This is a genomic window from Actinoallomurus vinaceus (assembly GCF_039542055.1).
Classification (GTDB): Bacteria; Actinomycetota; Actinomycetes; order Streptosporangiales; family Streptosporangiaceae; genus Actinoallomurus; species Actinoallomurus vinaceus.
Map to the genome: position 1 here is coordinate 423,392 of NZ_BAABHK010000008.1, position 21,246 is coordinate 444,637.

At 69.0% G+C, this 21,246-nt stretch carries 21 protein-coding genes; 14 read left to right on the forward strand and 7 right to left on the reverse strand.

Features of this window, described 5'->3' with window-relative positions:
• Window positions 1–79: 79 nt before the first annotated feature.
• Window positions 80–682: a TetR/AcrR family transcriptional regulator gene (locus ABEA24_RS28650; RefSeq protein WP_345434314.1), complete on the forward strand. Its 603-nt coding sequence runs from the start codon at window positions 80–82 to the stop codon at window positions 680–682.
• A gap of 28 nt (window positions 683–710) precedes the next feature.
• Here ABEA24_RS28650 and ABEA24_RS28655 read toward each other — a convergent pair whose 3' ends face one another.
• Window positions 711–2,321, reverse strand: coding sequence for a hypothetical protein (locus ABEA24_RS28655; protein WP_345434250.1), 1,611 nt, complete (start codon window positions 2,319–2,321; stop codon window positions 711–713).
• Between the two features lie 489 nt (window positions 2,322–2,810).
• On the opposite strand from ABEA24_RS28655, the gene ABEA24_RS28660 reads away from it, so the two are divergent.
• From ABEA24_RS28660 to ABEA24_RS28690, 7 genes are all read left to right on the forward strand, one after another.
• A complete protein-coding gene (locus ABEA24_RS28660) occupies window positions 2,811–3,977 on the forward strand; it encodes an RNA-guided endonuclease InsQ/TnpB family protein (RefSeq protein WP_345434251.1) in 1,167 nt (388 codons plus the stop codon).
• A gap of 284 nt (window positions 3,978–4,261) precedes the next feature.
• Entirely contained in the window at window positions 4,262–4,702 is a 441-nt protein-coding gene (locus ABEA24_RS28665) for a cupin domain-containing protein (protein WP_345434252.1), read from the forward strand.
• A 188-nt stretch (window positions 4,703–4,890) separates the two neighbouring features.
• The gene (qcrB, locus tag ABEA24_RS28670; protein WP_345434253.1) at window positions 4,891–6,222 is read left to right on the forward strand and encodes a cytochrome bc1 complex cytochrome b subunit; all 1,332 of its coding nucleotides are present in this window, start codon (window positions 4,891–4,893) and stop codon (window positions 6,220–6,222) included.
• A 176-nt stretch (window positions 6,223–6,398) separates the two neighbouring features.
• A complete protein-coding gene (locus ABEA24_RS28675; RefSeq protein ID WP_345434254.1) occupies window positions 6,399–6,629 on the forward strand; it encodes a hypothetical protein in 231 nt (76 codons plus the stop codon).
• Between the two features lie 73 nt (window positions 6,630–6,702).
• Window positions 6,703–7,458 carry an SDR family NAD(P)-dependent oxidoreductase gene (locus ABEA24_RS28680; protein ID WP_345434255.1) on the forward strand — a complete coding sequence of 252 codons (756 nt, stop codon included), beginning with the start codon at window positions 6,703–6,705 and terminating at the stop codon, window positions 7,456–7,458.
• A gap of 21 nt (window positions 7,459–7,479) precedes the next feature.
• On the forward strand, window positions 7,480–8,361 hold the full coding sequence (locus ABEA24_RS28685) for an ABC transporter substrate-binding protein (protein WP_345434256.1): 882 nt from the start codon (window positions 7,480–7,482) through the stop codon (window positions 8,359–8,361).
• A 71-nt stretch (window positions 8,362–8,432) separates the two neighbouring features.
• Window positions 8,433–9,221 (forward strand): hypothetical protein, encoded by a 789-nt coding sequence (locus ABEA24_RS28690; RefSeq protein ID WP_345434257.1) that lies wholly within the window; start codon window positions 8,433–8,435, stop codon window positions 9,219–9,221.
• 16 nt (window positions 9,222–9,237) lie between these two features.
• Here ABEA24_RS28690 and ABEA24_RS28695 read toward each other — a convergent pair whose 3' ends face one another.
• Window positions 9,238–10,614 (reverse strand): serine hydrolase domain-containing protein, encoded by a 1,377-nt coding sequence (locus ABEA24_RS28695; RefSeq protein WP_345434258.1) that lies wholly within the window; start codon window positions 10,612–10,614, stop codon window positions 9,238–9,240.
• 124 nt (window positions 10,615–10,738) lie between these two features.
• Between ABEA24_RS28695 and ABEA24_RS28700 the strand changes: the two genes are divergently transcribed.
• The 3 genes from ABEA24_RS28700 to ABEA24_RS28710 all read left to right on the forward strand — a co-directional run bounded on the left by ABEA24_RS28700 (window position 10,739) and on the right by ABEA24_RS28710 (window position 12,718).
• Window positions 10,739–11,479, forward strand: a complete 741-nt coding sequence (locus ABEA24_RS28700) for a TetR/AcrR family transcriptional regulator (protein ID WP_345434259.1) — start codon at window positions 10,739–10,741, stop codon at window positions 11,477–11,479.
• A gap of 144 nt (window positions 11,480–11,623) precedes the next feature.
• Window positions 11,624–12,199, forward strand: coding sequence for an RNA polymerase sigma factor (locus tag ABEA24_RS28705; RefSeq protein WP_345434260.1), 576 nt, complete (start codon window positions 11,624–11,626; stop codon window positions 12,197–12,199).
• A gap of 51 nt (window positions 12,200–12,250) precedes the next feature.
• Window positions 12,251–12,718 carry a peroxiredoxin family protein gene (locus tag ABEA24_RS28710; RefSeq protein ID WP_345434262.1) on the forward strand — a complete coding sequence of 156 codons (468 nt, stop codon included), beginning with the start codon at window positions 12,251–12,253 and terminating at the stop codon, window positions 12,716–12,718.
• Window positions 12,719–12,726: 8 nt separating this feature from the next.
• Here ABEA24_RS28710 and ABEA24_RS28715 read toward each other — a convergent pair whose 3' ends face one another.
• The 5 genes from ABEA24_RS28715 to ABEA24_RS28735 all read right to left on the reverse strand — a co-directional run bounded on the left by ABEA24_RS28715 (window position 12,727) and on the right by ABEA24_RS28735 (window position 18,792).
• Window positions 12,727–13,386, reverse strand: coding sequence for a response regulator (locus ABEA24_RS28715; protein WP_345434263.1), 660 nt, complete (start codon window positions 13,384–13,386; stop codon window positions 12,727–12,729).
• Entirely contained in the window at window positions 13,383–14,537 is a 1,155-nt protein-coding gene (locus ABEA24_RS28720) for a sensor histidine kinase (protein WP_345434264.1), read from the reverse strand. The genes ABEA24_RS28715 and ABEA24_RS28720 overlap by 4 nt, the downstream gene beginning before the upstream one ends.
• The gene (locus ABEA24_RS28725; RefSeq protein WP_345434265.1) at window positions 14,534–15,367 is read right to left on the reverse strand and encodes a CPBP family intramembrane glutamic endopeptidase; all 834 of its coding nucleotides are present in this window, start codon (window positions 15,365–15,367) and stop codon (window positions 14,534–14,536) included. Before ABEA24_RS28725 ends, ABEA24_RS28720 begins: the two co-directional genes overlap by 4 nt.
• A 166-nt stretch (window positions 15,368–15,533) precedes the next feature.
• Window positions 15,534–16,766 carry a putative PEP-binding protein gene (locus tag ABEA24_RS28730; RefSeq protein WP_345434266.1) on the reverse strand — a complete coding sequence of 411 codons (1,233 nt, stop codon included), beginning with the start codon at window positions 16,764–16,766 and terminating at the stop codon, window positions 15,534–15,536.
• 154 nt (window positions 16,767–16,920) lie between these two features.
• Window positions 16,921–18,792, reverse strand: a complete 1,872-nt coding sequence (locus ABEA24_RS28735) for an FAD/NAD(P)-binding protein (RefSeq protein WP_345434267.1) — start codon at window positions 18,790–18,792, stop codon at window positions 16,921–16,923.
• A 178-nt stretch (window positions 18,793–18,970) separates the two neighbouring features.
• On the opposite strand from ABEA24_RS28735, the gene ABEA24_RS28740 reads away from it, so the two are divergent.
• The 3 genes from ABEA24_RS28740 (at window position 18,971) to ABEA24_RS28750 (ending at window position 21,244) form a co-directional block, all read left to right on the forward strand.
• Complete coding sequence (locus tag ABEA24_RS28740; protein ID WP_345434268.1) at window positions 18,971–19,570, forward strand: TetR/AcrR family transcriptional regulator; 600 nt, start codon at window positions 18,971–18,973, stop codon at window positions 19,568–19,570.
• A gap of 47 nt (window positions 19,571–19,617) precedes the next feature.
• Entirely contained in the window at window positions 19,618–20,169 is a 552-nt protein-coding gene (locus ABEA24_RS28745; RefSeq protein WP_345434269.1) for a carboxymuconolactone decarboxylase family protein, read from the forward strand.
• Window positions 20,170–20,263: 94 nt separating this feature from the next.
• Complete coding sequence (locus ABEA24_RS28750) at window positions 20,264–21,244, forward strand: aldo/keto reductase (protein WP_345434270.1); 981 nt, start codon at window positions 20,264–20,266, stop codon at window positions 21,242–21,244.
• The last annotated feature ends 2 nt before the right edge of the window (window positions 21,245–21,246 follow it).

Consider the following 21,246-nt stretch of genomic DNA (forward strand, 5'->3'; position numbering starts at 1 on the left):
TGATGCATTAATGCACGAGTGCAAGTAGTCGCCTGGGAGTACGCTGGCGCTCGCCGGTTGCGAGGAGGACTTGATCAGCATGCAGGGCGCGGTTCCGGGGCTACGTGAGCGGAAGAAGGTCGAGACTCGCGAGGCCCTGCGCGCTGCCGCGATCCGGCTCTTCCTGGAACGTGGTCCCTCCGCGGTCACCGTGAACGACATCTGCGAAGCCGCCCGGGTCTCCCGCCGGACCTTCTTCAACTACTTCGAGAGCAAGGAGGCGGCGGTCTTCGCCTGGGACCAGCGCCTCAGTGACGAGTTCGCCTCCAGACTCGCCGCGCGGCCATCGCACGAACCACCGCTCACCGCCCTGCGTCGAGCGATGGACGACACCCTGCCCGGCTTCGCCGCACAGACCGGCTGGCATGCGCGCAAGAAGCTGTTCAGCGCGTGTCCCGAGCTGAGGACGAAGGTCCTGGACGCGATCTTCCGCCTTGAGACCAGGCTCGTCGACACCCTCACGGATCGCATCGGGTGCCCGGCGGGCAGCCTCTATCCGCGGCTGCTCGCGGCAGCGACCGTGTCGGTCTTCCGCGCGGCCTTCATCGTTTGGGCACCGGAGACGGGGCTCAAGGGACTGCATGCACTCATCGACGAGGCGTTCGACCGCCTCGCCGCCGGCCTCTCCGTCCCCGCCTCCTGACCGCTGCGTACGCCGGACGCCGGGCCGTTCAGTTCGACTCGTGGCCTGGCATCCACTGCGGGTCATCGTGCCGTGGCCGCTCGCCGCCCGGCACCCACTCCGGGTCATCGTTTCGTGGCTGCCCGGCGCCTGGCACCCATTCTGGGTCATCGTGCCGTGGCCGCTCGGGGCCCGGCGCCCACTCCGGATCATCGTGCTGTGGCCGCTCGGGACCTGGCACCCATTGCGGGTCATCGTGCCGCGGCTGCCGCCGAGCGCCGCTGGAGTCTCCCCCCTCGGGGCGCCACGGGCGCGGCCGGCCACATCGAGATGGTCGCTCGGAAGGTTCGTGACACGCCCGGCCGGGGCCTCGGCGACCTGTGCTCCGGTGCCCGTCCGCGGGTGCGTCACTCGGTGCGGCAGTGTGATGCGGCTTCGGCCGGTGCGGCCGCCGACCCGGGCGCCGGCCTGGATGCCGGCCCGGCCGCTTGGTCGGCGAACCCGAGCCGGCCACCGGGGTGTGTTCAGCGGGCGAAGTCGGTTCGGTGGATTGAGGCGCTTCGGCCGTCGGGGACGGTGCGCTGGACGGGGTCGGTTCGGCGGACGGAGTCGGCTCGGTCGTCAAGGGCGGTTCAGACGGTGAGCTCGGTTCGGTCGTCGGGGTCGCCTTCGGGGATCGGGTCGGCTTGGCCGGTGGAGTCCGGGTCGCCGAACTCGAGCCGCCGGCGGCGCCGCGTCGAGGTGTCGCGGTCGCACCTCTGGCGGCGCCACGGGTCGGCGTCGGCGACGCGCTCGCGTCCGAGGTGGCCGTTTTGGACGAGGGGGACGTCTGGCCACCGGACCGTGTGGGCTGGGCTGAACGGCTCGACGGCGCACTCGGGCGTACGGCTGTGCCGGTGTCGTGCGTGCGGCCGGAACCGGACAGCGCGAAGGCCGCTCCCGCGACTGCGGCGACGCAGGCCACCGCGGCCACGACCGGGAGGAGCCGTCTGCCGACCGATGACGTGTTCTGTTCGGCGTGCGGGTCGCCGATGGGCGGCGGCTCGCCGATATGGACGGTCGCGTCTTCGTCCCACGCCGCGACCGTTGCGCACGAGGACAGAATCCGCTCTCGTTGTCCCGCCGGCGGCTCGTACCCCAGCGTCACCAGCCGGTGCAGCGCCTCTCCGCTCAGCGGGGAGAGCATGGCCGAATCCCGTGGCTGCCGGTTGCTCACGGAGGCGGCGGCCTCCTCCAGACGCAGCTGTGCCTCCCACGCGAGCGTCTCGGCGGTGTCCCGCGTCACACCGAGCACCCGGGAGGTCTGCTCCGGATCGAGAGCGTTCGTCAGCGCCAGGATCTCGCGGTGTTCGGGACTCAGGAGGGCCAGCGCGCGTCGCAGCGGGTCGGTCGACGTGGTCGTCGCGACGGCCCGCGTGAGGGCACCGCGCCGTACGCACTCGGTCCGGGCGAGGGAGTAGAGCCATACCGGCAACTCCGCGTCGTCGCCCGGGACGGCGTCCGGACGGCGGGCGACCGCGCTGAAGGCGTCGCTCAGCGCATCGCTCGCCTCCACGCCGACCATGACGTAGCAATAAGCGTAGAGCGGTTCGGCGTACTCGTCGTAGAGCGCGTCGAACGCCTGCGGAGCTCCCGCCCGTAGGGCCTCGGTCAGGGACACCGAACACCTCCATCCCGCCACATCGCCCCAAGATCGGTGCAATGTACACATAACGACAGGAAGTCGATACTATCCGCAAACTCGGCATGCGATGGCACCCTGACCAGGCAAGACGTCCCGCAGAGCCGGTTGTCGGCCGACCGCCACGCCCCGCATCCGCCCGTCGGCGCTCTGATTCAGTGTGTTCTTGCGAGGAATCCCGGGTCTTCACTTCAGGCCCGGGAGGAATCGCATCCTGATCTTTGCGGCGCGCAGCGCCGCACAGCGTTCTGGGAGGCTGCCCGCTCCGCTCGGGTTGGGCGCTCCCGATCGCCGGGGTCCTTGGCGATCGCCAGTCGGACACGCTCGCCTGAGGCGGCGAAGTGGGAGGGGGCCGGAAGCGGCCGCCCTGCAGGTACGTGGAATGTGCCCGGAAGCCGTCGCTTCTCCGGTGAATATGAGTTCGATTCCCCAATGTGATGACGTAAAGCGATGATATCGTCGCGGATTGTGAAGGTCGTGGTGCGGGTAAAACTCGTGCCGACGCCGGTGCAGGCGGCGGCGCTGAAACACACCCTGCGCACGGCCAACGAAGCCGCCTGCTGGGTCTCTGAGGTGGCCTTCGCCCGAGGCGTGCCCCGTGAGTACGAACTGCGCAGGCACACCTATGCCGAGCTCAGGGAGCGTGGTCTGGGCGCGCAGGCCGCGCAGCATGTGATCAAGAAGGTCCGGGACGCCTACACCAGCCTGCACGCCAACCTGCGGGCCGGGAACCTCGGCAAGAAGGGCTCCAAGCGGCGGATCAGGGCCGAGTCCAAGCCGATCGCCTTCCGGCCCCAGGCGGCCCACCCGTATGATGACCGGTGCCTCAGCTGGCAGTACGACGCCCAGATCGTTTCGATCTGGACGATGGCGGGCCGGTTGAAAGGCGTGCGGTTCGCCTGCTCACCGAACGCACTCAAGCAGCTGATCGCCCACCGCAAGGGTGAGAGTGATCTGGTCGAACGCGATGGCGTGTTCTACCTGGCCGCCACCTGTGAGGTGCCCGAGGCCGAGACTGGTGAGCCGGCCGGGTTCATCGGGGTGGATCTGGGCATCGTCAACATCGCCACCACCTCCACCGGCCACCGGGCCGCCGGACGCAACCTGAACCGCTACCGCAAACGCCAGGTCGCGCTGCGGGCCAAGCTGCAGAAGAAGGGCACCAAGTCCGCCAAGCGCCTGTTGCGGAAACACCGCCGGACCGAATCGCGGCGGGCCAAGGACATCAACCATCGCATCTCCAAGACGATCGTGACTGAGGCTGAACGCACCGGACGCGGAATCTCCCTCGAAGACTTGACGGGGATCCGTGAACGGGTACGGCTCCGCAAGCCCCAACGGGTCGCGCTGCACTCCTGGGCCTTCGCCCAGCTAGCGGACTTCATCGTCTACAAGGCACGCCAGGCCGGCGTGGCTGTCGTGCTCGTCGACCCGGCGTACTCCTCCAGGGAATGCGCTGAGTGCGGGCATGTCGACCGGCTCAACCGGATCTCTCAAGCTTTGTTCATCTGCCGGGGTTGCGGCGTCGTTGCGCACGCGGACCGGAATGCTTCCCGCGTTCTGGCCCGAAGGGGCCAGGACGCGTGGGATGCGGGGCGGACGTCACACGTCCCGGCCACCAGCCCGCGAAGCTGATGGCCAAGACGCGGCAGACCACCTCACAGCCAGTGAGGCTCTAGCTGCAAGCTCGGTCCTTTGAGGACCTTTGAGGACCGAGAAGCTGACTGGAAGGAAACTCTCAAAGGCGCACGGCCTGTCACAGCCGCAGGCCGTACTCGGTCTTCCTAGCGACGCAAATCGCGTGAACCCGGAATCGGCGAACACGGTCACCGCCGACCGAGATGTCGGTCCACCGGCCAGAAGGTGATGGCCGACGCGGGATCGTCCGTTCCGGGGCAGGCCTACGGAGGTGTAGTTCAGTGTCGGAGAATCGATCAGCGGGTGGGGCCGCCGAGCAGGAGAGCTCGGAGACGTTCGGGCCCAAGCTGCTGCAGGACATCAAGCCGCCCTTCATCCCCGAGGGTGCGTCGGGGATGACCGTCCTCGTCGAGTGGCCTCCCGGTGACCCCGGGACTCCTCCGCACCGCCACTCGGGGCCGTGCTTCGGTTACGTGATCGAGGGCGCGATCCGGTTCGAGCTCGAGGGTGAGCCGGAGCGCGTGATCAAGGCCGGCGAGACGTTGTACGAGCCGGGCGGCGACCTGATCCACTACCAGAACGGCAACGCCCTGTCGGACGCTCCGTCGAAGTTCGTCGTGACCATGCTGTGCGCGCCGGGCCAGCCGATGCTCACGATGGTCGAAGAGGAAGAGCTGGAGAAGCGGGCCCACCTGCGCGCCCCGCGACCCTCCGCAGGCTGACCTGCGAGCTAGAAACGGGGAGGCGGAGCCCGGGACGCTCAGGGTTTCCCGGGCTTCGCTGCAGGGCCGGCGACCGGCAGGCAGCATGATCTGCGACACATCAGGGTCGGCGATGTCACAGACGCGAGCGTGGATCGGTCTTCATGTGTGACGTGACGTTCCGTTAGACGCTGACATTTGGGGGACCGATGCCTCGTAGGTCTCGGTACACGCGGGTCACCGGCCAGAATCACTGGTCGTTCATGTTCGGCGAGATCGCCGCGTACGCGTTCGTCGTGTTGGTGGTCACCGGCTGTTTCCTCATGTGGTTCTACGACCCCAGCATGAAGCGGACCGTCTACGGCGGTGCGTATTCGACGCTGCGGGGCGTCCGGATGAGCCAGGCGTACGCCTCGACCCTGGATCTCAGCTTCGACGTTCGCGGTGGCCTCCTGGTACGGCAGATCCACCACTGGGCCGCTCTCATCTTCATCGCCGCGGTGATGCTGCAGTTGCTGCGCCTGTTCTTCACCGGCGCCTTCCGCAATCCCCGCCTGCTCAATTGGCTGATCTGGGTAGGGCTGCTGGTGTTGGGCATGGCCGCCGGCGTCACCGGCACGGTACTGCCCGACGATCAGCTTTCCGGCGGCAGCATCGGCCTCATCCAGGGGGTCGTTCAGTCGATACCGCTGATCGGCACCTACCTGATGCTCTGGCTGTTCGGCGGTGACTTCCCCGGCGAAAAGATCATCCCCCGCCTGTTCGAGGCGCATCTCCTCGTCAGCGCACTCATGCTCGCGTTGCTGGCACTGCGCTACCGGCTCGTGCGGCGGCACGGGCACACCCGTTTTCCGAACCGGCTGCCGGACCTCATCGGCCGCCGCTCCCGACTGGTCGCGCGTGGAGCGCTCTTCTCCGCCACCTGTGGAATTCTCGCGCTGCTCGGGTCGGTCGCACAGGTCAACCCGATCTGGCTGTACGGTCCCTTCGAGCCCGGCTCCATCACCGCGGGCGCCGTACCCGGCTGGTACATGGGCTTCCTCGACGGCGGCCTGCGAATCATGCCGAACTGGGAACCCACCGTGTTCGGGCACCCTCTCACCCTCGCGGTGCTCGTACCCGCGCTCATCGTCCCTGGCATCTTCTTCACGCTCCTGGCCGCCTATCCGGTGATCGAGCGCCGGATCACCGGTGACCTGGGCGCACACGACGTGCTGGACCGCCCACGCGATACGGCGACCCGTACGGCGCTCGGCGCCTCCGGAGTGACGTTCTACGGGCTCCTGTGGGCGGCGGCCTCGAACGACCAGATCGCCACGCACTTCGGTCTGTCCCTGACCGCCCTCACGGTCTTCTTCCGCGTCGCCGTGATCGCGGGGCCGCTTCTGGCCTTCACCGTCACCCGGCGACTCTGCCTCGGACTGCAACAACGGGAACACGACGAAGCGGAGCATGGCGTTGAAACCGGAGTGATCCGGCAACTCGCCAACGGCGGCTTCGAAGAACTCACCAACTCCCCGCAACGACCGACAGCCCGCTGACGACGGCGTCCTGGTCCGTGCCGAACGGATTTCCGCTGGGCTGTCACAGATGGCGAGGCTGTCCGGTCTTAGCTGGCGACCGGGCGGTGAACGATGTCCCGGCGTACAGGAAGGCATGTCATGAAGATCGTGGTCATCCGCGCGGGCCGCCGCGCCTCCCGGCCGGCAGGACGCTCATGAGCACCCCGGCCGGCGAAGACGGCTTCCTGTACGAGCTGGAGATCGAGGTCGAGGAAGAGCTGACGATAACCGAGTCCAGCCGTCCGGAGGAGGCCGCGGACCTGCCGGTCACCGAGTGGCTGTTCGACCCGGCGGACGCCGAACGCGACCAAGCCGGCCTGCACGGCCTGCTCGGCGCGATCCAGGCAATGGAAGAAAACTCCCGGCCCGGAGACCAGGACGCTTGATGAAGGGGTACAGACGGGAACGACTCCAGGAGGTCATATAGACGGCTTGCGATCATGAGCAGGAGGTGGACCCGTGACCGAGGCAACCGGCAGGGTGGCACTGGTGACCGGGGCCAGCAGCGGAATCGGTGCGGCCACCGCGCGCCTTCTGGCCACGCGAGGGATGCGCGTGGTGGTCAACTACCTCCGCAGCAGTACGGCGGCCGGGGAGGCCGTGGCCGGCATCGAGGCCGCAGGCGGCCAGGCCATGGCCGTGCAGGCCGACGTGCGCGAGGCGGCGGCGGTCGAGAGCATGATCGAGCAGGTCCAGGCGGCATGGGGCGGCATCGAGGTGCTCGTGCACAACGCGCTCACCCCGTACGTGATCAAGCCGTTCCAGGACATGACGTGGGAAGAACTGGGCGGCAAGCTCGACGACGAGATGCGTGCGGCGTTCGCGGTCACCAAAGCCGTCCTGCCCGCCATGACCGAACAGGGCTGGGGACGCATCATCTATCTCGGTACCGGCCTCAGCCGCCGGCCCCGGGAGGGCATGATCGCACTGGGTACGGCCAAGGCCGCACTGGCGCAGTTCTCCCGGTACCTCGCCCAGGAACTGGGCCCGCGGGGCATCACGGTCAACGTCGTCGAGCCCGGCCCGGTGGAGGACACCCGCATGGCGAAAGTGCTCGACGAGGAGCTCAAGCGGCGGCAGGTGGCCGCGACCCCCCTGGGCCGCCTGGCACACCCGGCCGACGTCGCCCAAGCGGTCGCCTTCTACGCCAGCGAGGACAACGCCTTCATGACCGGCACCACGGCCGCGGTCAACGGCGGGATGTCCATGGACTGACGCCCGTAAGGAAAAACGTTCATGTACACGATCGATCTCGCCTATGTCGGGCGCGGCCTGCACGAGGAACTGGTCGCCTACATCGCCGACCAGCAGGGCTACTACGCCGACGAGGGCGTCCACGTCGCGCTGCGCGACGGCTGCTCCTGGGACGAGGAGCGGCTGCGCCGCGGCGCCACCATCGGGCTCGGCCGGGCACTGGTGTCCCGACTGTCCGACGGCGTCCCCTGGGTCGCACTCAATGTCAACACCCACCGCCCGCTGTTCTGGTTCCTCGCCCGCCCCGGCCTGACCTCCCTGGCCGACCTGGCCGGCCGACGGCTGGCGGTACACGCCCCCCACACCGCACCCGGGTGCTTCGCCCGGATCGTGCTGCGTCGGGCCGGCCTCGACCCGGACCGCGACATCCACACCGTCGTCCGCCCGCCCGGCGACTACGGCATGGACCTGCGCCGGCTGCACGAGGGCACGATCGACGCCGCCCTGGTCGGCAGCACCATGGCACCGGAGGCGATGGCCGCCGAGCACGGCTGGCACGTGCCGGCCTGGGTCGGCGACCACTTCCAGATCCCCACCGTTGGCGTGGCCGTCGACCCGACCTACATCCACCCGGACGACCCCGCGGTCCAGGCCGTCGTACGAGCCCACCGGCGCGCCCTGCAGGTGATCCACAACGAACCCGACACCACGGTGCGGCATGTCCAGACGTTCCTCGGCCGACACACTCCGGACGAGGTCCGAGCCCACTACGAGACGTTCATCGCCCCGTACTTCACCACCGACGGCCAAGCCGACCTCGCCGTCGGCGCCACCGCGATCACCGCGGTCGCCGCCGAACTCGGCGTCCCCGCCACCGTCACCGCGGCCGAGTTCTACGGCATCGCGACCACCACACCGCGCTGAGAGCAGTCCTGGCCGCGGTCACCCTCGGCACCCTGTCGCCCGACCGGCCTGCCACCGGGGAGGATGCGTCCATGAGCGAGAAACCCCCGGCCGATCAGCACGCGGCGCAGTATCTGGTCGCCGTGATGCGCCGCCAGACCGCGCACCTGGAAAAGGTGCTCCACACCGACGCGCACCTGCCCGACTGCTTCGACGACGTTCACCTCCCCGCCTGGCTGCGCCGCACCGAGGGAGAACAGCGGCTTCCTGTGACGATCGTCGTCGCCATGGCGATCGTCCTGCAGGTGGAGCTCCCGCGCCGGTTCGCCCTGCAGCCGCACTTCCTGCTACCCGGCCTTGAGGCGGCGCTGGCAGGCGGCCTGATGGCGGCCAACCCCCGGCGGATCAACCGGGAGTCCCGGGTCCTGCGCAGCGCCAGCCTCGTACTCATCGCGGTCATCACCGTGGCGAACACGTTCTCGGCGTTCACGCTCGTACGCGCGCTGATCGACGGAACGGCCGGCGACGACGCCGGACCGTTGCTGGCCACGGGCGCGGCCATCTGGGGCACCAACGTCATCGTGTTCGCGATCTGGTACTGGGAACTGGACCGCGGCGGACCGGCGGCGCGAGCCCTCGCGCACAAGGCCTACCCCGACTTCCTGTTCACCCAGATGCAGGCCCCGGAGATGGCGCCGCCGGACTGGGAACCCGCCTTCCTGGACTACCTGTACCTGTCCTTCACCAACGCGACCGCGTTCAGCCCCACCGACGTGATGCCACTGCCCCGCTGGTCCAAGATGATGATGCTCGCCCAGTCGGCAGTGTCGATCGTGGCGGTCGCCCTGGTCATCGCCCGAGCGGTGAACATCCTCAAATGACCGGGCCGCACCTCCTTCAGGCGACCTTCGGCGCGGCCCGCATGCCGAAGTAGACGTAGGGTGTGCCGTCCGGAAGCGTCCCGAACACCAGCGGCAGCCACGGCGCGCTGACGGGGCCGACACCGGGCATGGCGAGCACCGTGTCGGACACCGCCACCAGGTCGGCCTCGATCGGCGGTGAGTAATCGGCCATCCCGCCGGTCAGCCGCAACCGCAGACGCGGCACACCGTCCCGCTCGCCGATCGTGATGCGCACCCCTTCGCGTTCGTACGTGCCCGCGAGCGCGGCGACGTCGACCGGCCGCGGTTCCGCGGCGGGGGCGAAGACGTCGGGCATCCGCACCCCGGCGAGCTCACCGAGCAGCTCCTGGAACAGGTCGACGAACAGACCGGTCGCACCGCCGCCATTGGTCAGCAGCGCGGCGGCGACGCCGCTGCCGGGCACGACACGCAGGTACGAGAACTGCCCGCCCGAGGCGCCGTCGTGGCCGTAGCCGGCGACACCGTCCCAGTCGTACAGCGCCCACCCGTGGCCCCATCCGTCCGCCATGAACGTCCATCCGTCCACGCAGTCGACGACGCGTCGCCGCATCGTCGCCGCCGACTCGGCGGACAGCAGGCGCGTACCGTCGGGCGCGGCGCCGTCGTCGAGATGCATCCGCGCGAAGCGGACGACGTCGACGGCACTGACGAGGACGCGCCCGTACGGTCCGGCTGAGCGCGGCAACATGTCCCACACGGGCGCCGGCTCCGGGTCGCTTCCCAGCTCGCCGAGATGGGTCATCGCCACCCGGAACCGCAGCGCCTCCTCCGGCAAGGTCATCGAATGCCCGAGACCGAGCGGCGCCAGCAACCGGTCGCGCAACGCGTCGTCCCAGGTCTGACCGGTGACCACCTCCACGATCCGGCCGAGGATCGCGTACCCGGTACTGCAGTAGGAAACGACGGTCCCCGGCGGGCAGTCCTGACCCACGTTCGCGCACGCCTCCACGTAACGGGCGAGGCAGTCGTCACCGCGACCGGTGTCGAGGGTGAAGTCCCCGGCGATCCCGCTGGTATGGCTGAGCAGACGCCCGATCGTCACGCTCTTCGTGACCTCGTCATCGGCGACCGCGAAGCCCGGCAGGACGTCGACGACCCTGCTGTCGAGCCGTAGCTCACCGGAGTCGACGAGCTGCATCACCAGCGTCGCCGTGTACACCTTGGCGATCGAACCGGACTGGAACACCGAGTCCGTGGTCACCTCCACGCCGGTCCCTCGGTGCAGCACGCCACTGGCCGACTCATGGATCGTCCCGCCCGCCAGCACCGCCAGCGCGGCGCCCGGCACGTGATGGGCCGCGCGCAGTTCATCAAGCCTGGCCTGCCAGTGGTCGGCGTCGAATCGCGACATGAAGCCAGTCCCTTCCGCATAACGCACCGTACAGTGTGCGGCGCTCCGCACACTGTACGGACGACTATGCACTGTTCGCAAAGCCGTACACTGTTCGGGCGAGGATCGTCGTGAAGGAGACCGCATGCCGGCCGACAAGCAGCCGTACCCGTCGGTGTGGGCCCGCCCGCAGCGGCCCCGGCGTGAGCAGCCGCCGCTGAGCCGGCAGCAGATCGTGGCCGCGGCGCTCGAACTGCTGGATGCCGAGGGCATCGACGCCCTGAGCATGCGTAAGCTCGGCACCCGCCTGAACGCCGGAGCCACCTCGATGTACACGCATGTGGCCAACAAGGACGAGCTGCTCGAACTGGTCGTCGACGAGGTCTACGGCGAGGTCGAGGTGCCGGCCGCCGACGACCCGGCCGGCTGGCGCGCGGCCATCACACGCTGCGCCCACAGCCTGCGGGCCGCGGTCCTGCGCCACCCCTGGATCGTCTCCGTGCTCGGTGAGACGGGCGTGGCCTATCTGGGGCCGAACGTGATGCGGCAGAACGAGGCCATCCTCGCCGCGTTCGAGCAGGGCGGCTTCACGCTGGAAGCGGCCGATCGGGCCCTGAACACGGTCGTGGCCTACGTCATCGGGGTCTCGACCAGTGAGGCCGCGTGGTTGACCACACTCGCCCGCAGCGGCCGAAGCGAGCAGGAATGGGTCGAAAGCCTTTGGCCGGCCGCCGAACAGGCCGCACAGGATTATCCGCGACTGCGAAAGCTGTACGCCGCCCAGCGAAACCAGAACCTGAGCGCCACCCGCGACGACGACTTCGACAGCGGACTCGAATGCATCCTCGACGGCCTGGCCGCCCGCTTCGCCCCCGCAGGGGGTTAGACCAGAGGCGAATCCTTTCGCGGTGTGGAGGCCTCTTATGGGGTGATGGCCACAACGGTGAGGAGATGTGGATGAGCGACCTCGTGACGCCGACTGTGCGGCAGGCGCGCTTCAGGGCCTCGTTCCGGCGGCAGAGGCGGGGACGTGGCTGAGCGCCCTTGGGCGAGCGCGCAGCTCATCGAGGCCGCGCAGGCCGGTGATCGCGAGTCGATCACTGCGGTGATCTATGGTGCCCATTCGCACGTGCGGCGCTTCGCGGAGCATCTTTGCGCGTCCCCGCAGGATGCCGAAGACGCCGCGCAGGAAGCACTGATCATCCTCTACCGGAAGATCGGCTCACTGCGCGCCACCGGGGCACTGGCATCGTGGATGTTCCGAATCGTCCGGAACGAGTGCCTGCGCCGCGCTCGAGTGCTGCTCGACCGCTACGACGAGGTCGAAGCCGGCCTGGTGACCTCAGCCGAGGACGAGGCCATCCGGCGCCTGGAAGCCGAACTCGTCGCCCAGGCGATCCAGGAGCTGCCCGAGGTTCAGCGCAGAGTATTGATCATGCGGGACGTCCTGGGCTACCCGGGGCGGACGGTCGCGGAGGCGCTCGGCCTGAGCAACGCCGCGATGAAGTCCCAGCTGCACCGGGCCCGCAACAGGCTCCGGCTCAGCCTGAGCGGCATGACCGGCCCCACCGGCGGCCCGAACGACCCCGGAACCACCAGCGCCTGACCTGCGTGGACCGCATTTCGCACAAACCAAGTTCGAAGGAGAACTTCCGCCATGCTCGAAACCGGATCGCCCGCGCCCGACGTGGTGCTGGAGGACACCGACGGCCGGGCCGTCCGCCTGTCCGACCACCAGGGCGACCACGCCGTGCTGATCTATTTCATGCGGTCGACGTCGTGCCCGGTCTGCAACAGGCACGTCCAGGACCTCATCCGGCGCCGTGACGAGCTCGCGGCCGACAACGTCCAGGTGCTCGTCGCGGTTCCTGAGGGTCGCCAGGAAGCGGCCGCGTGGAAGGCCAAGCGCCGGGTCCCGTTCCCCGTCCTCGTAGGCCGCCGGAGCACCCCGCACGAGATGATCGGCCTGAGCAGAAAGGTCTTCGGCTCGCTGCAGCAGTCGGGCAGCGTCCTCATCGATTCCCAGGGCATCGTCCGCCACGCCCACGGCGCCACCATGCCCACCGGCGGCTACGACAAGAAAGGGATCACCGCCGCCGTTCAGAGTCTCCGCGCACCCGCGTGATCTAGGCCCTAGGTGACCAGGCCGTTGCGGTAGGCGTAGACCACCGCTTGCACGCGGTCACGCAGGTCGAGTTTGGTGAGGATGCGCGACACGTACGTCTTGACGGTCTCGTGGCTGATCACCAACGTCGCGGCGATCTCGCCGTTGGACAGGCCGTTGGCGATGAGGCGTAGTACCTCCAGTTCGCGTGGGGTCAGCGCGGTGTCGCCCGGCGTGTCCTGGGTGGGACGGATCCGCGCCGCGTACCTGCCGACGAGCTGCCGCGTCACCTCGGGTGCCAGCAGCGCGGCGCCTGTCGCGACGGTGCGGATGCCGTGCAGCAGCTGCGCGGGCGGGGCGTCCTTGAGCAGGAACCCGCTCGCTCCGGCGCGCAGCGCCTCGTACACGTACTCGTCCAGGTTGAACGTGGTCACCACGAGCACCTTGATGGGGTCCACCACTCCGGGACCGGCCAGCAGACGGGTCGCCTCGATGCCGTCGAGCACCGGCATCCGTACGTCCATCACCACCATGTCCGGATCCAGCCGGCGGGCGAGGTCGACCGCGGCGCGCCCGTCTCCGCACTCGCCCACCACCTCGAGGTCGGGCTGCGCGTCGATGATCGTCGCGAACCCCGTGCGGATCAGCGCCTGGTCGTCGCAGACCAGGACCCGGACCGGTGCGTTCACGACGGGCTCCCCGCGGGAATGCGCGCCCGTACGACGAACCCGCCGCCCGCCCGCCGGTCCGCGCTGAACTCGCCGCCCAGGGCGTCGACCCGTTCGCGGAGCCCGGCCAGGCCCCGCCCGCTCCCGGCGGGAGAGGCGGTTCGCGAGCCCGAACCGTCGGTGCCGACCTCCACGGTGATCTCCTTTTCGCGATAGCGCACATGGACCACGGTGCGGCTGCCGTGGGCGTACTTGAGGGCGTTCGTCAGGGCCTCCTGCACGACCCGATAGGCCACGAACTCGGCACTGCCGGCCGACTCCGCCGGACTGCCCTCCTCGGCGAACTCCACCGGCTGCCCGGCCTGGCGCGTCTGCTCCACGAGCGTGTGAAGTTCGCCGACGGACGGCGTCCTGACCTCGGTGCCGTGGTCGGGGTTGAGCAGGTCGAGCAGGTGCCGCAGGTCGGCGATCGCCCGCCGGCCGGTGTCGGTGACGGCGCTCAGAGTGGTGTCGAGGCGATCGGGCGCGGCGGTCAGGTAGCGTGCCGCCTCGGCCTGCACGACCATCGCCGTCACGTGGTGGGTCACGACGTCGTGGAGCTCGCGGGCGATGCGGGTGCGCTCGGCGGCGCGGGTGGCCTCGGCGACGTGGCGGCGGCGTTCGGCCTCGGCCGCCCGGGTGGAGCGCAGCCAGGCCCCGATGCCCCATGCGAGGGCCGCCAGCAGGTAGAACGTCACGTACTCGGTCGGCGCATCGGTCCCGCCGAGCCGGTCGAGCGCGACCGCCAGCGGCAGGAACGCGGCGGAGAGGAGGACCGCGGTGACGCGCCGCCGACGTTCCAGATGGGCGCCCGCGCTCAGCAGCGCGACGGCCAGTCCGGCGCCCGCGACCGTGTGGTAGGCGCGGATCTGGTCGACGGCGAAGCCGAGTGACACCAGGGTGAGACAGGCGGCCGGCCACCGCCGGCGCACGGCGAGCGGGAGGCACTCGAGGGCGACCACCACGACGGCCAGCGCGTCGAAGGGGCGGGCCGGCAGGCCGCCGACCTGCGTCCCGTGGTCGTGGAACGACGGCAGGAACGACAGGACGACCAGCAGCAGCGCGAACGGGAGATCCCGGACCGTGACGTCACACCGCCGCCACAGGTCCGGGACCCGCCGGAGATCGATCACTGCGCGAGCGTAGCGGTCGCGGCGGCGCGGGCACCGCGCCGGCGAGGGACCAGGTTGCCGCGCCGGTGGGCCAGCCACATGAACACGATCGTCAGCAGCACACCGAACACGACCGTGTACGGGCTCGCCTCCGGCCCGAACTTGCCGCCGGTGACCAGGGCCGGGCCTGAGGTCACGCCGTGCAGCAGCCCTTCGGTCTTGCCATTGCCGGAGACCTCGGTGCCGAAGATGCCGGCCTCGGCGAAGTTCCAGCCGAAGTGCAGGCCGATCGGCACCCACAGGTTGCGGGTGGCGGCGTAGGCGGCGGCGAGCGTGCCGCCGGCCTCGATCGCGATGGCGATCGCGCCCCACAGGGTGGCGTCCGGGTTGGTCAGGTGCGACAGGCCGAACAGCACACTGGTCAGCGCCAGCGCCATCCACGTGCCGACGCGTTCCTCGACGATCCGGAACAACACGCCGCGGAACATCAGTTCTTCGGTCGCGGCGGCGGCGGCCATGAAGCCGAACAGCCCCACCGCGCCCGCCGTCGACCCGTAGCCGTCGACCCGGTAGTCGCCCAGGAAGACGAGGTTCACGATGACGGCCGCGAACCACCCGACACCGATCAGCGCCCCCAGGCCGATGCGGGCGGCGGCACCTTTGATCGCCACCTCCACCGGCGCGCGCCGCTCGGACCACCGCACCACCCGGGCGTACACGAACACCGAAAGCGCAGCCGTCGCGACACCGAGGACCAGGCTCAAAAGTGCGTTCCCCTGCACCGCGGTCACGAGCTGTCCGCCGACGGCAGCGACCACCACGACGGGCAGGAGCTGCTTCAACAATCGCATGACGACTCCTTCGCGAGATTCCGCGGCAGGAATGCCGCGGCTACGTCGAGAACGCTATGGATTCGACGGTTTGGAATCGTCACCGCGCGGTGGACACTCGTGGGTAGCTCGCATGGGGGACAAGCGCGCCGCGATGTCGATGATCTGCTGCTCGAATGTGACCGTTTCAGGCGGCCGGCGCTGAGCCTTTGACCTTCTGGGCGAGATGCCGCAACTCGGCGGTGCACATCATGAGCCTGCGTGCCGGAAGGTGTTGCACGTAGTGGTCCACATCGGCGCCGAGCGCGAACACGTGCACGGGGACCCCGGCGTCGCGACCGGACTCGACGGCTTGGCGCAGTCCGGCCAGGACGGCCGGATGCCGGGTCTGGTAAATGGAGGAGACCAAGTGGTTGTTCCGGTCGACGGCGAGGTAGAACTGGATCAGGTCCTTGGTGCCGACGAACAGTTCGCCGGCTCCAGCGGCGCAGAACTCGGCCGCCGAGTGTACGGCGGCCGGCGTCTCGATGAAGATGCCGAGCGGCGTGTCGTCACTCAAGCCGAGGTTCTGCCGCAGTCGCGAGAACTCGTCGCGGTCGTTGATGAACGGAACGGCGAAGCTCAATCGGTCCGCGTCCGCGCCCAAGCGTTCCCTGACGTGGGCGCGGAGCGCCCGGAACGCATGTGGGTAGTTGCGCTCATGCAGCAGCCATCTGGCGCCGTGGAGGCCGAGTTCGGGGTTCGGCTCGTCGGCCACCTGTACACCGGTCGTGATCTGGGCGGCGTCGTCCGAACGGAGGTCGAGCAGTCTCATGACCAGGCGTTGGCCGGGGAGGAGTTCCTTCACCATCGAGCACAGCTCTGCGGCCACGGCGGCGCCGTAGCGCTCGGCCTCCTGGACCCCCGCCCGAAGTGAGTCGATCGGGCTCAGGGCGGCGGCGAAGCAGAGGAACTCCTCGCGGATGAAGTACGAGTTCGCGCGCTCGACGCGCGGTGTGAGGGCGTTCGTGGACCGGATGTCCGTGGCGTCGGCGATGACCACGCAGATCGACTCGATGTCGTCGAAGGTGGTGGCCGGGATCTCCGACGGCTGCGTCACGGGTTCGGCTTCGCCGAGAACGACCGACTCGCGATCGAGCAGAATGGTGACCTCGTCGACGAGCGCCTCTAACTCGAACGAGTCGATCCGAAGAACGGGAATCCCGCGCGAACGGCAGAGGGACTCCATGTGGCCGGTCCGGCCGCCTCTCGCGCAGATCACCGCGGAAGAGCCGAGGATGGCATCGTAGAGTTCGGGGCCGAGCGTATCGACCACCAGAATGGCACCGTCGATCGGATTCCTGGTTCGATTGCAGGTGCCACGAACACTCCGCTTGTTCGAACCGACGAGCAAAACCCCTGGTACTTCGCGAGGGCCCACGAGTGTCCTCTCTCACTGATTCCGGGTCGGCTGGTCCGGAGTCGACCGCGCTTCGACGTGTTCTGCGGTCCACCTCTCCGGTCAGCGCATAATCAGAGGCTGGCAGCCGTCGAGACGGCCGCACAACTTCTCGATTGCCGAGGTGGCTTTCCGGCTAATCCGACTCCGGCGACTCATCGAGCCCGAGCAGGGAACGGAGGTCTCGTGGCGTCACGGACAGGTCGTTGAGCTTCGTCATGGCGGCCGTATTCACGACGAACCGCAGTGCACGGTCCGTCGGCGGGGCTTCACCCTTGGCCATCACGGCGTCGCGAACGGCCTCAATGCTCTCCTCGAGCCGGGTCGTCAAGGCGTCGCGGTCGCGACGACGCCGAGCGGCCATTCGATGCACATCGAGCAGGACCGAGCGGGCGAACGCCTCGCGCACCTCGCGGTCGTCCGTGTCGGTCACGGTCTTGGCCGCGTCGTCGGCCTGTTCGTCGTAGCAGAATTCGAGCCGGTGCAGCACGGTCGCGGCGACGCCCACCGAATGGTTCTTGATCGCGGCGAGGTTGAAGGTGAACGCGCCCGTTCGGCCGTACCGTACGATCTCGTCGCCCTCTCGGGGAACGCCGACCACGGAGATCGGACCGGAGCGGGCGCCGGTCGGTCCGAGGAGGACGCCGCAGCCGTCCACCTCGACACCGAGCCCGGTGCGCCGGTGCCCCACCGCGATCTCCTTCCGCAACAGGTTCCGCCAGAGCGCCGAACCGACTCGCTCGTAGTTCGGCTCCCGCCCGAAGTTGGAGATCACAAGATCTGCTTCGATCGTCCGCGGCGACGCCGGCGACGCCGGCCCGGACACGGACAGCTTCAAAGTGCCGGCCTCGGTGCCGACGATCTCGTCGACCTTCCCGGTGGAGAGGATGATCTGCCCGCCATCCGCGATCGCCGCGTCGACGAACTCGGTGATGTACGGGACGGCGCTCACTCGCAGCGTCGCCAGCAGGCTCCCGTAGGTGCCGAGGAGCGCACGGAGATCGGATGAGGGGACACGTGCCAGGATCTCGGGCAGGTGGGGCTCCCACGATTTGGCGACCCGTTCGGTCACCACCGCGCGAGCCACGGCGGGATGTTCCCGGGCGACGATGGCGCACGCCCGTTCCCATTCGTCCCTGAAGCGCTGAACGAGCTCGTCGCGGCCTTCGTAGCGGTCGGCGTGCAGTCGTGGGGTCGGCAGGCTGAGGACGTGGTGCCGGTGGTCCGAAGGATAGGTCCGGAGCGTCAGTCCGGAACGCGAGATCATGTGGATCTTCCCGGTATGGCCACGCCGCAGGAGGAGCGAGGCCGAGTCGTACGCGCTCAGCAACGTGCCGATGATGGCGACCACGGCATCCTGCCGGAGGCCGAGGATGCGCTCCATTCCCGCTTCGGAGTAGGGGTGCCGCACGAACGAGGGGTGGTCCATCACACCGGTCGCGAACGGGAGGTCCCGCTCCTCGAGACCGGTCGCGAGGACGACGTGGTCGGCTCGTAACGTCGTCCGGCGTGACGCGGTGTCGGTGTGCGCCACGGAGTAGTTCTCGACGACGACGTCCACGTGGCCCGCGCCGACCGCCATGTCGACCACCTCGCCGTCGGCTTCGAGCAGCGTCACGCGGTTCGGCGCTTCGCGTACGGCTTCGGCGAGGCGGCAGGCGAGGTAGTCGCCGTAGATCCGGCGGGGCGCCGGTCCGGACTCGGTGAACGCGAAGTCGCTCCACTCCGGGGGCCAGCCGGTCCGGTCGGCTTCGTTGTTGGCCCAGGCCACGAAATCGTCGACGTCCTCCCGGAACATCGCCATGCGGCCCGCCTGGATGTTGAAGACGTGGTGCCAGTGGTTGCCCGCCCGGTGGTAGGCCACGCCCGCGCTCCGGTGATCGGGTCGCCGCTCGATCACCACGACCTGCAAGGGTTCTCGGGCGAACTGCAAGAGGCGAATGGCGGTGGCGGTGCCGCCTAAGCCCGCTCCGACGATGACTACCCTTCGGCGTCCTAAGAAGCCCACGTGGCCACTCCCGTACGCGAGCGAACTGTTTACAAAAAGGTGTACCGCCGGCCGAGCGTATCCCGCGTCATCGTGCTGCTCAACGGCTCGCGGACCGGTTCCTGCGGGATCCGGGGTTGCGGCTTGACCGCTACTCTGTTTATCTTGGAACGGTCGTTCCAAGATAAAGAAGGCGGACATGCCCGACGTCAAGCACTTCGATCCCGACCAGGCACTCGACACGGTGGTGCGGCTGTTCTGGCAGCGGGGTGCCGATGTCACCGGGATCAGCGAGGTCGTCAAGGCGACCGGGCTGAACCGGTCCAGCCTGTACGCCACCTACGGCGGCAAGAGACAGCTGTACACGGCGGCGCTGCGCCGCTACCTGGAGCGGCAGTCCGGGCCGGTATTCGAGCGGCTGGCCGCCGACGGTCGCGGGCTGCCGGCGATCGCCGCTTTCTTCACGCGGCTGATCCAGTCGCGCTGCGAGGGCGAGCGCGCCCGCTGGGGCTGCATGGTCTCCAACGCCCACGCCGGCGCCGACGGCGGCGATCCGCAGGTACGGCAGGTCCTGCAGGCGCACCACGACCGGCTCCGCGCCGCGATGCGGACCGCGCTGGATGCCGCCGCCGCCCGCGGTCAGCTGCGGCCGGGCCCGGACCTGGACGCCACCGCCGAACTGCTCGCCCTCGTCGCCTACGGCGTCAACCTCCGGTCCCGTGCCGGGGCTGACGCCGCCGAACTGCACAGCACCGTCAGCGCCGCGCTCAACTCGCTGAGCGCCTCCGCCACCTTCTGATGACCGATCCGATGACTCCGACCGATGCACGGGGAGAACCGACGACCATGGCCGACTTCACCGTCTATGACGAGACCAACGCCCCCGAGGCCGCCCGCCCGCAGCTGGAGGCCGCCAAGAAACGGATGGGCTTCGTCACCACCCTGAACGGGGTGATGGCCGAATCACCCGAGCTGCTGGCCGGTTACAACGCTCTGGCCGAGCAGTTCGGCAGGTCCTCGCTGCCGATGCGCGCCAAGCACGTGGTGTGGATCACCGCCAGCGTGGACAACGGCTGTGAGTACTGCGTGGCCGCGCACTCCACCATGGCGCTGCGGTCCAAGGTGCCGGCCGAGGTGGTGGAGGCGTTGCGTGCGGGCAAGCGGCTGGACGACCCCTCGCTGGAGGCCGTGCGGCGCTTCACCCAGCTCATCGTCTCCGGGCGGGGGTGGGTGGAGGACGCCGAGGTGGAGGCGTTCCTGGATGCCGGGTACACCCGCCGCCACGTCATGGACGTCATCCTCGGCGTGGGGATGAAGACGCTGTCCAACTACACCAACCACATCGCCCACACCCCGCTGGACCCCGCCTGGGCGGACCAGCGGTGGAGCACCATGTGACAGACCGTGCGGTGAGAGGGAGTGGTGTTCGGGGGCGCGACAGGGCCCCCCAGATTCCTTTCACACAGGGTCGAGGCGCCGTCACACTCGAAGCATGGAATACACCCGTTTGGGCACGTCAGGCCTGAAGATCAGCCGGATCTCGCTGGGCTGCATGAGCTTCGGCGACCCGGCCAAGAGGATGAGCTGGACCCTCGACGACGAGGGGGCCGAGCCGATCTTCCGGCAGGCCATCGAGCTCGGCGTCACGTTCTGGGACACCGCGAACATCTACGGTCTGGGCACCTCGGAAGAGATCGTCGGACGCGCGCTGCGGAAGTACACCCGGCGCGACGACATCGTCCTGGCGACCAAGGTGTTCCAGCCGATGCACCAGGGCCCCGGCGGATCCGGGTTGTCCCGCAAGGCCATCATGGAGCAGGTCGACGCCTCCCTGCGGCGCCTGGACACCGACTACATCGACCTGTACCAGATCCACCGCTTCGACCCTGAGACGCCGGTCGAGGAGACGATGGAGGCGTTGCACGACGTGGTCAAGGCGGGCAAGGCCCGTTACATCGGCGCCTCCTCGATGTGGGCGTGGCAGTTCGCCGCGATGCAACATCGCGCCGAGATACACGGATGGACGAAGTTCGTCTCCATGCAGGATCAGTACAGCCTGATCCACCGCGAGGAGGAACGCGAGATGTTCGGCCTGCTCGCCGACCAGGGCGTGGGCAGCATCCCGTGGAGTCCGCTGGCCGCGGGGCGGGTGGCGCGGCCTTGGGGTGAACGGTCGTCGCGTCGCTCGGAGACCAATCCCGACGTCGATTTCCACGGCCGGCCCCTGTTCCTCGACAGTGACAAGGCGATCGTGGACGCGGTGCAACGGATCGCCGAGGCTCGCGGCGTGCCGATGGCGCAGGTCGCGATGGCCTGGGTGCTGAAGAACCCGGTGGTCTCGGCTCCGATCGTGGGCGCGACCAAGCCGCACCATCTGGCCGACGCGGTCGCCGCGCTCGACGTCCGGCTCACCGACGAGGAGATCCGCTCGCTGGAGGAGCCGTACGTCCCGCGGATGCCCACGTACTTCTGACC

Coding starts and splice junctions, on each gene's coding strand:
- qcrB (WP_345434253.1), top strand. CDS start 4,891: ATGCCTCGTAGGTCTCGGTACACGCGGGTCACCGGCCAGAATCACTGG.
- ABEA24_RS28685 (WP_345434256.1), top strand. CDS start 7,480: ATGTACACGATCGATCTCGCCTATGTCGGGCGCGGCCTGCACGAGGAA.
- ABEA24_RS28710 (WP_345434262.1), top strand. CDS start 12,251: ATGCTCGAAACCGGATCGCCCGCGCCCGACGTGGTGCTGGAGGACACC.
- ABEA24_RS28695 (WP_345434258.1), bottom strand. CDS start 10,614: ATGTCGCGATTCGACGCCGACCACTGGCAGGCCAGGCTTGATGAACTG.
- ABEA24_RS28650 (WP_345434314.1), top strand. CDS start 80: ATGCAGGGCGCGGTTCCGGGGCTACGTGAGCGGAAGAAGGTCGAGACT.
- ABEA24_RS28740 (WP_345434268.1), top strand. CDS start 18,971: ATGCCCGACGTCAAGCACTTCGATCCCGACCAGGCACTCGACACGGTG.
- ABEA24_RS28725 (WP_345434265.1), bottom strand. CDS start 15,367: ATGCGATTGTTGAAGCAGCTCCTGCCCGTCGTGGTGGTCGCTGCCGTC.
- ABEA24_RS28675 (WP_345434254.1), top strand. CDS start 6,399: ATGAGCACCCCGGCCGGCGAAGACGGCTTCCTGTACGAGCTGGAGATC.
- ABEA24_RS28745 (WP_345434269.1), top strand. CDS start 19,618: ATGGCCGACTTCACCGTCTATGACGAGACCAACGCCCCCGAGGCCGCC.
- ABEA24_RS28750 (WP_345434270.1), top strand. CDS start 20,264: ATGGAATACACCCGTTTGGGCACGTCAGGCCTGAAGATCAGCCGGATC.
- ABEA24_RS28700 (WP_345434259.1), top strand. CDS start 10,739: ATGCCGGCCGACAAGCAGCCGTACCCGTCGGTGTGGGCCCGCCCGCAG.
- ABEA24_RS28690 (WP_345434257.1), top strand. CDS start 8,433: ATGAGCGAGAAACCCCCGGCCGATCAGCACGCGGCGCAGTATCTGGTC.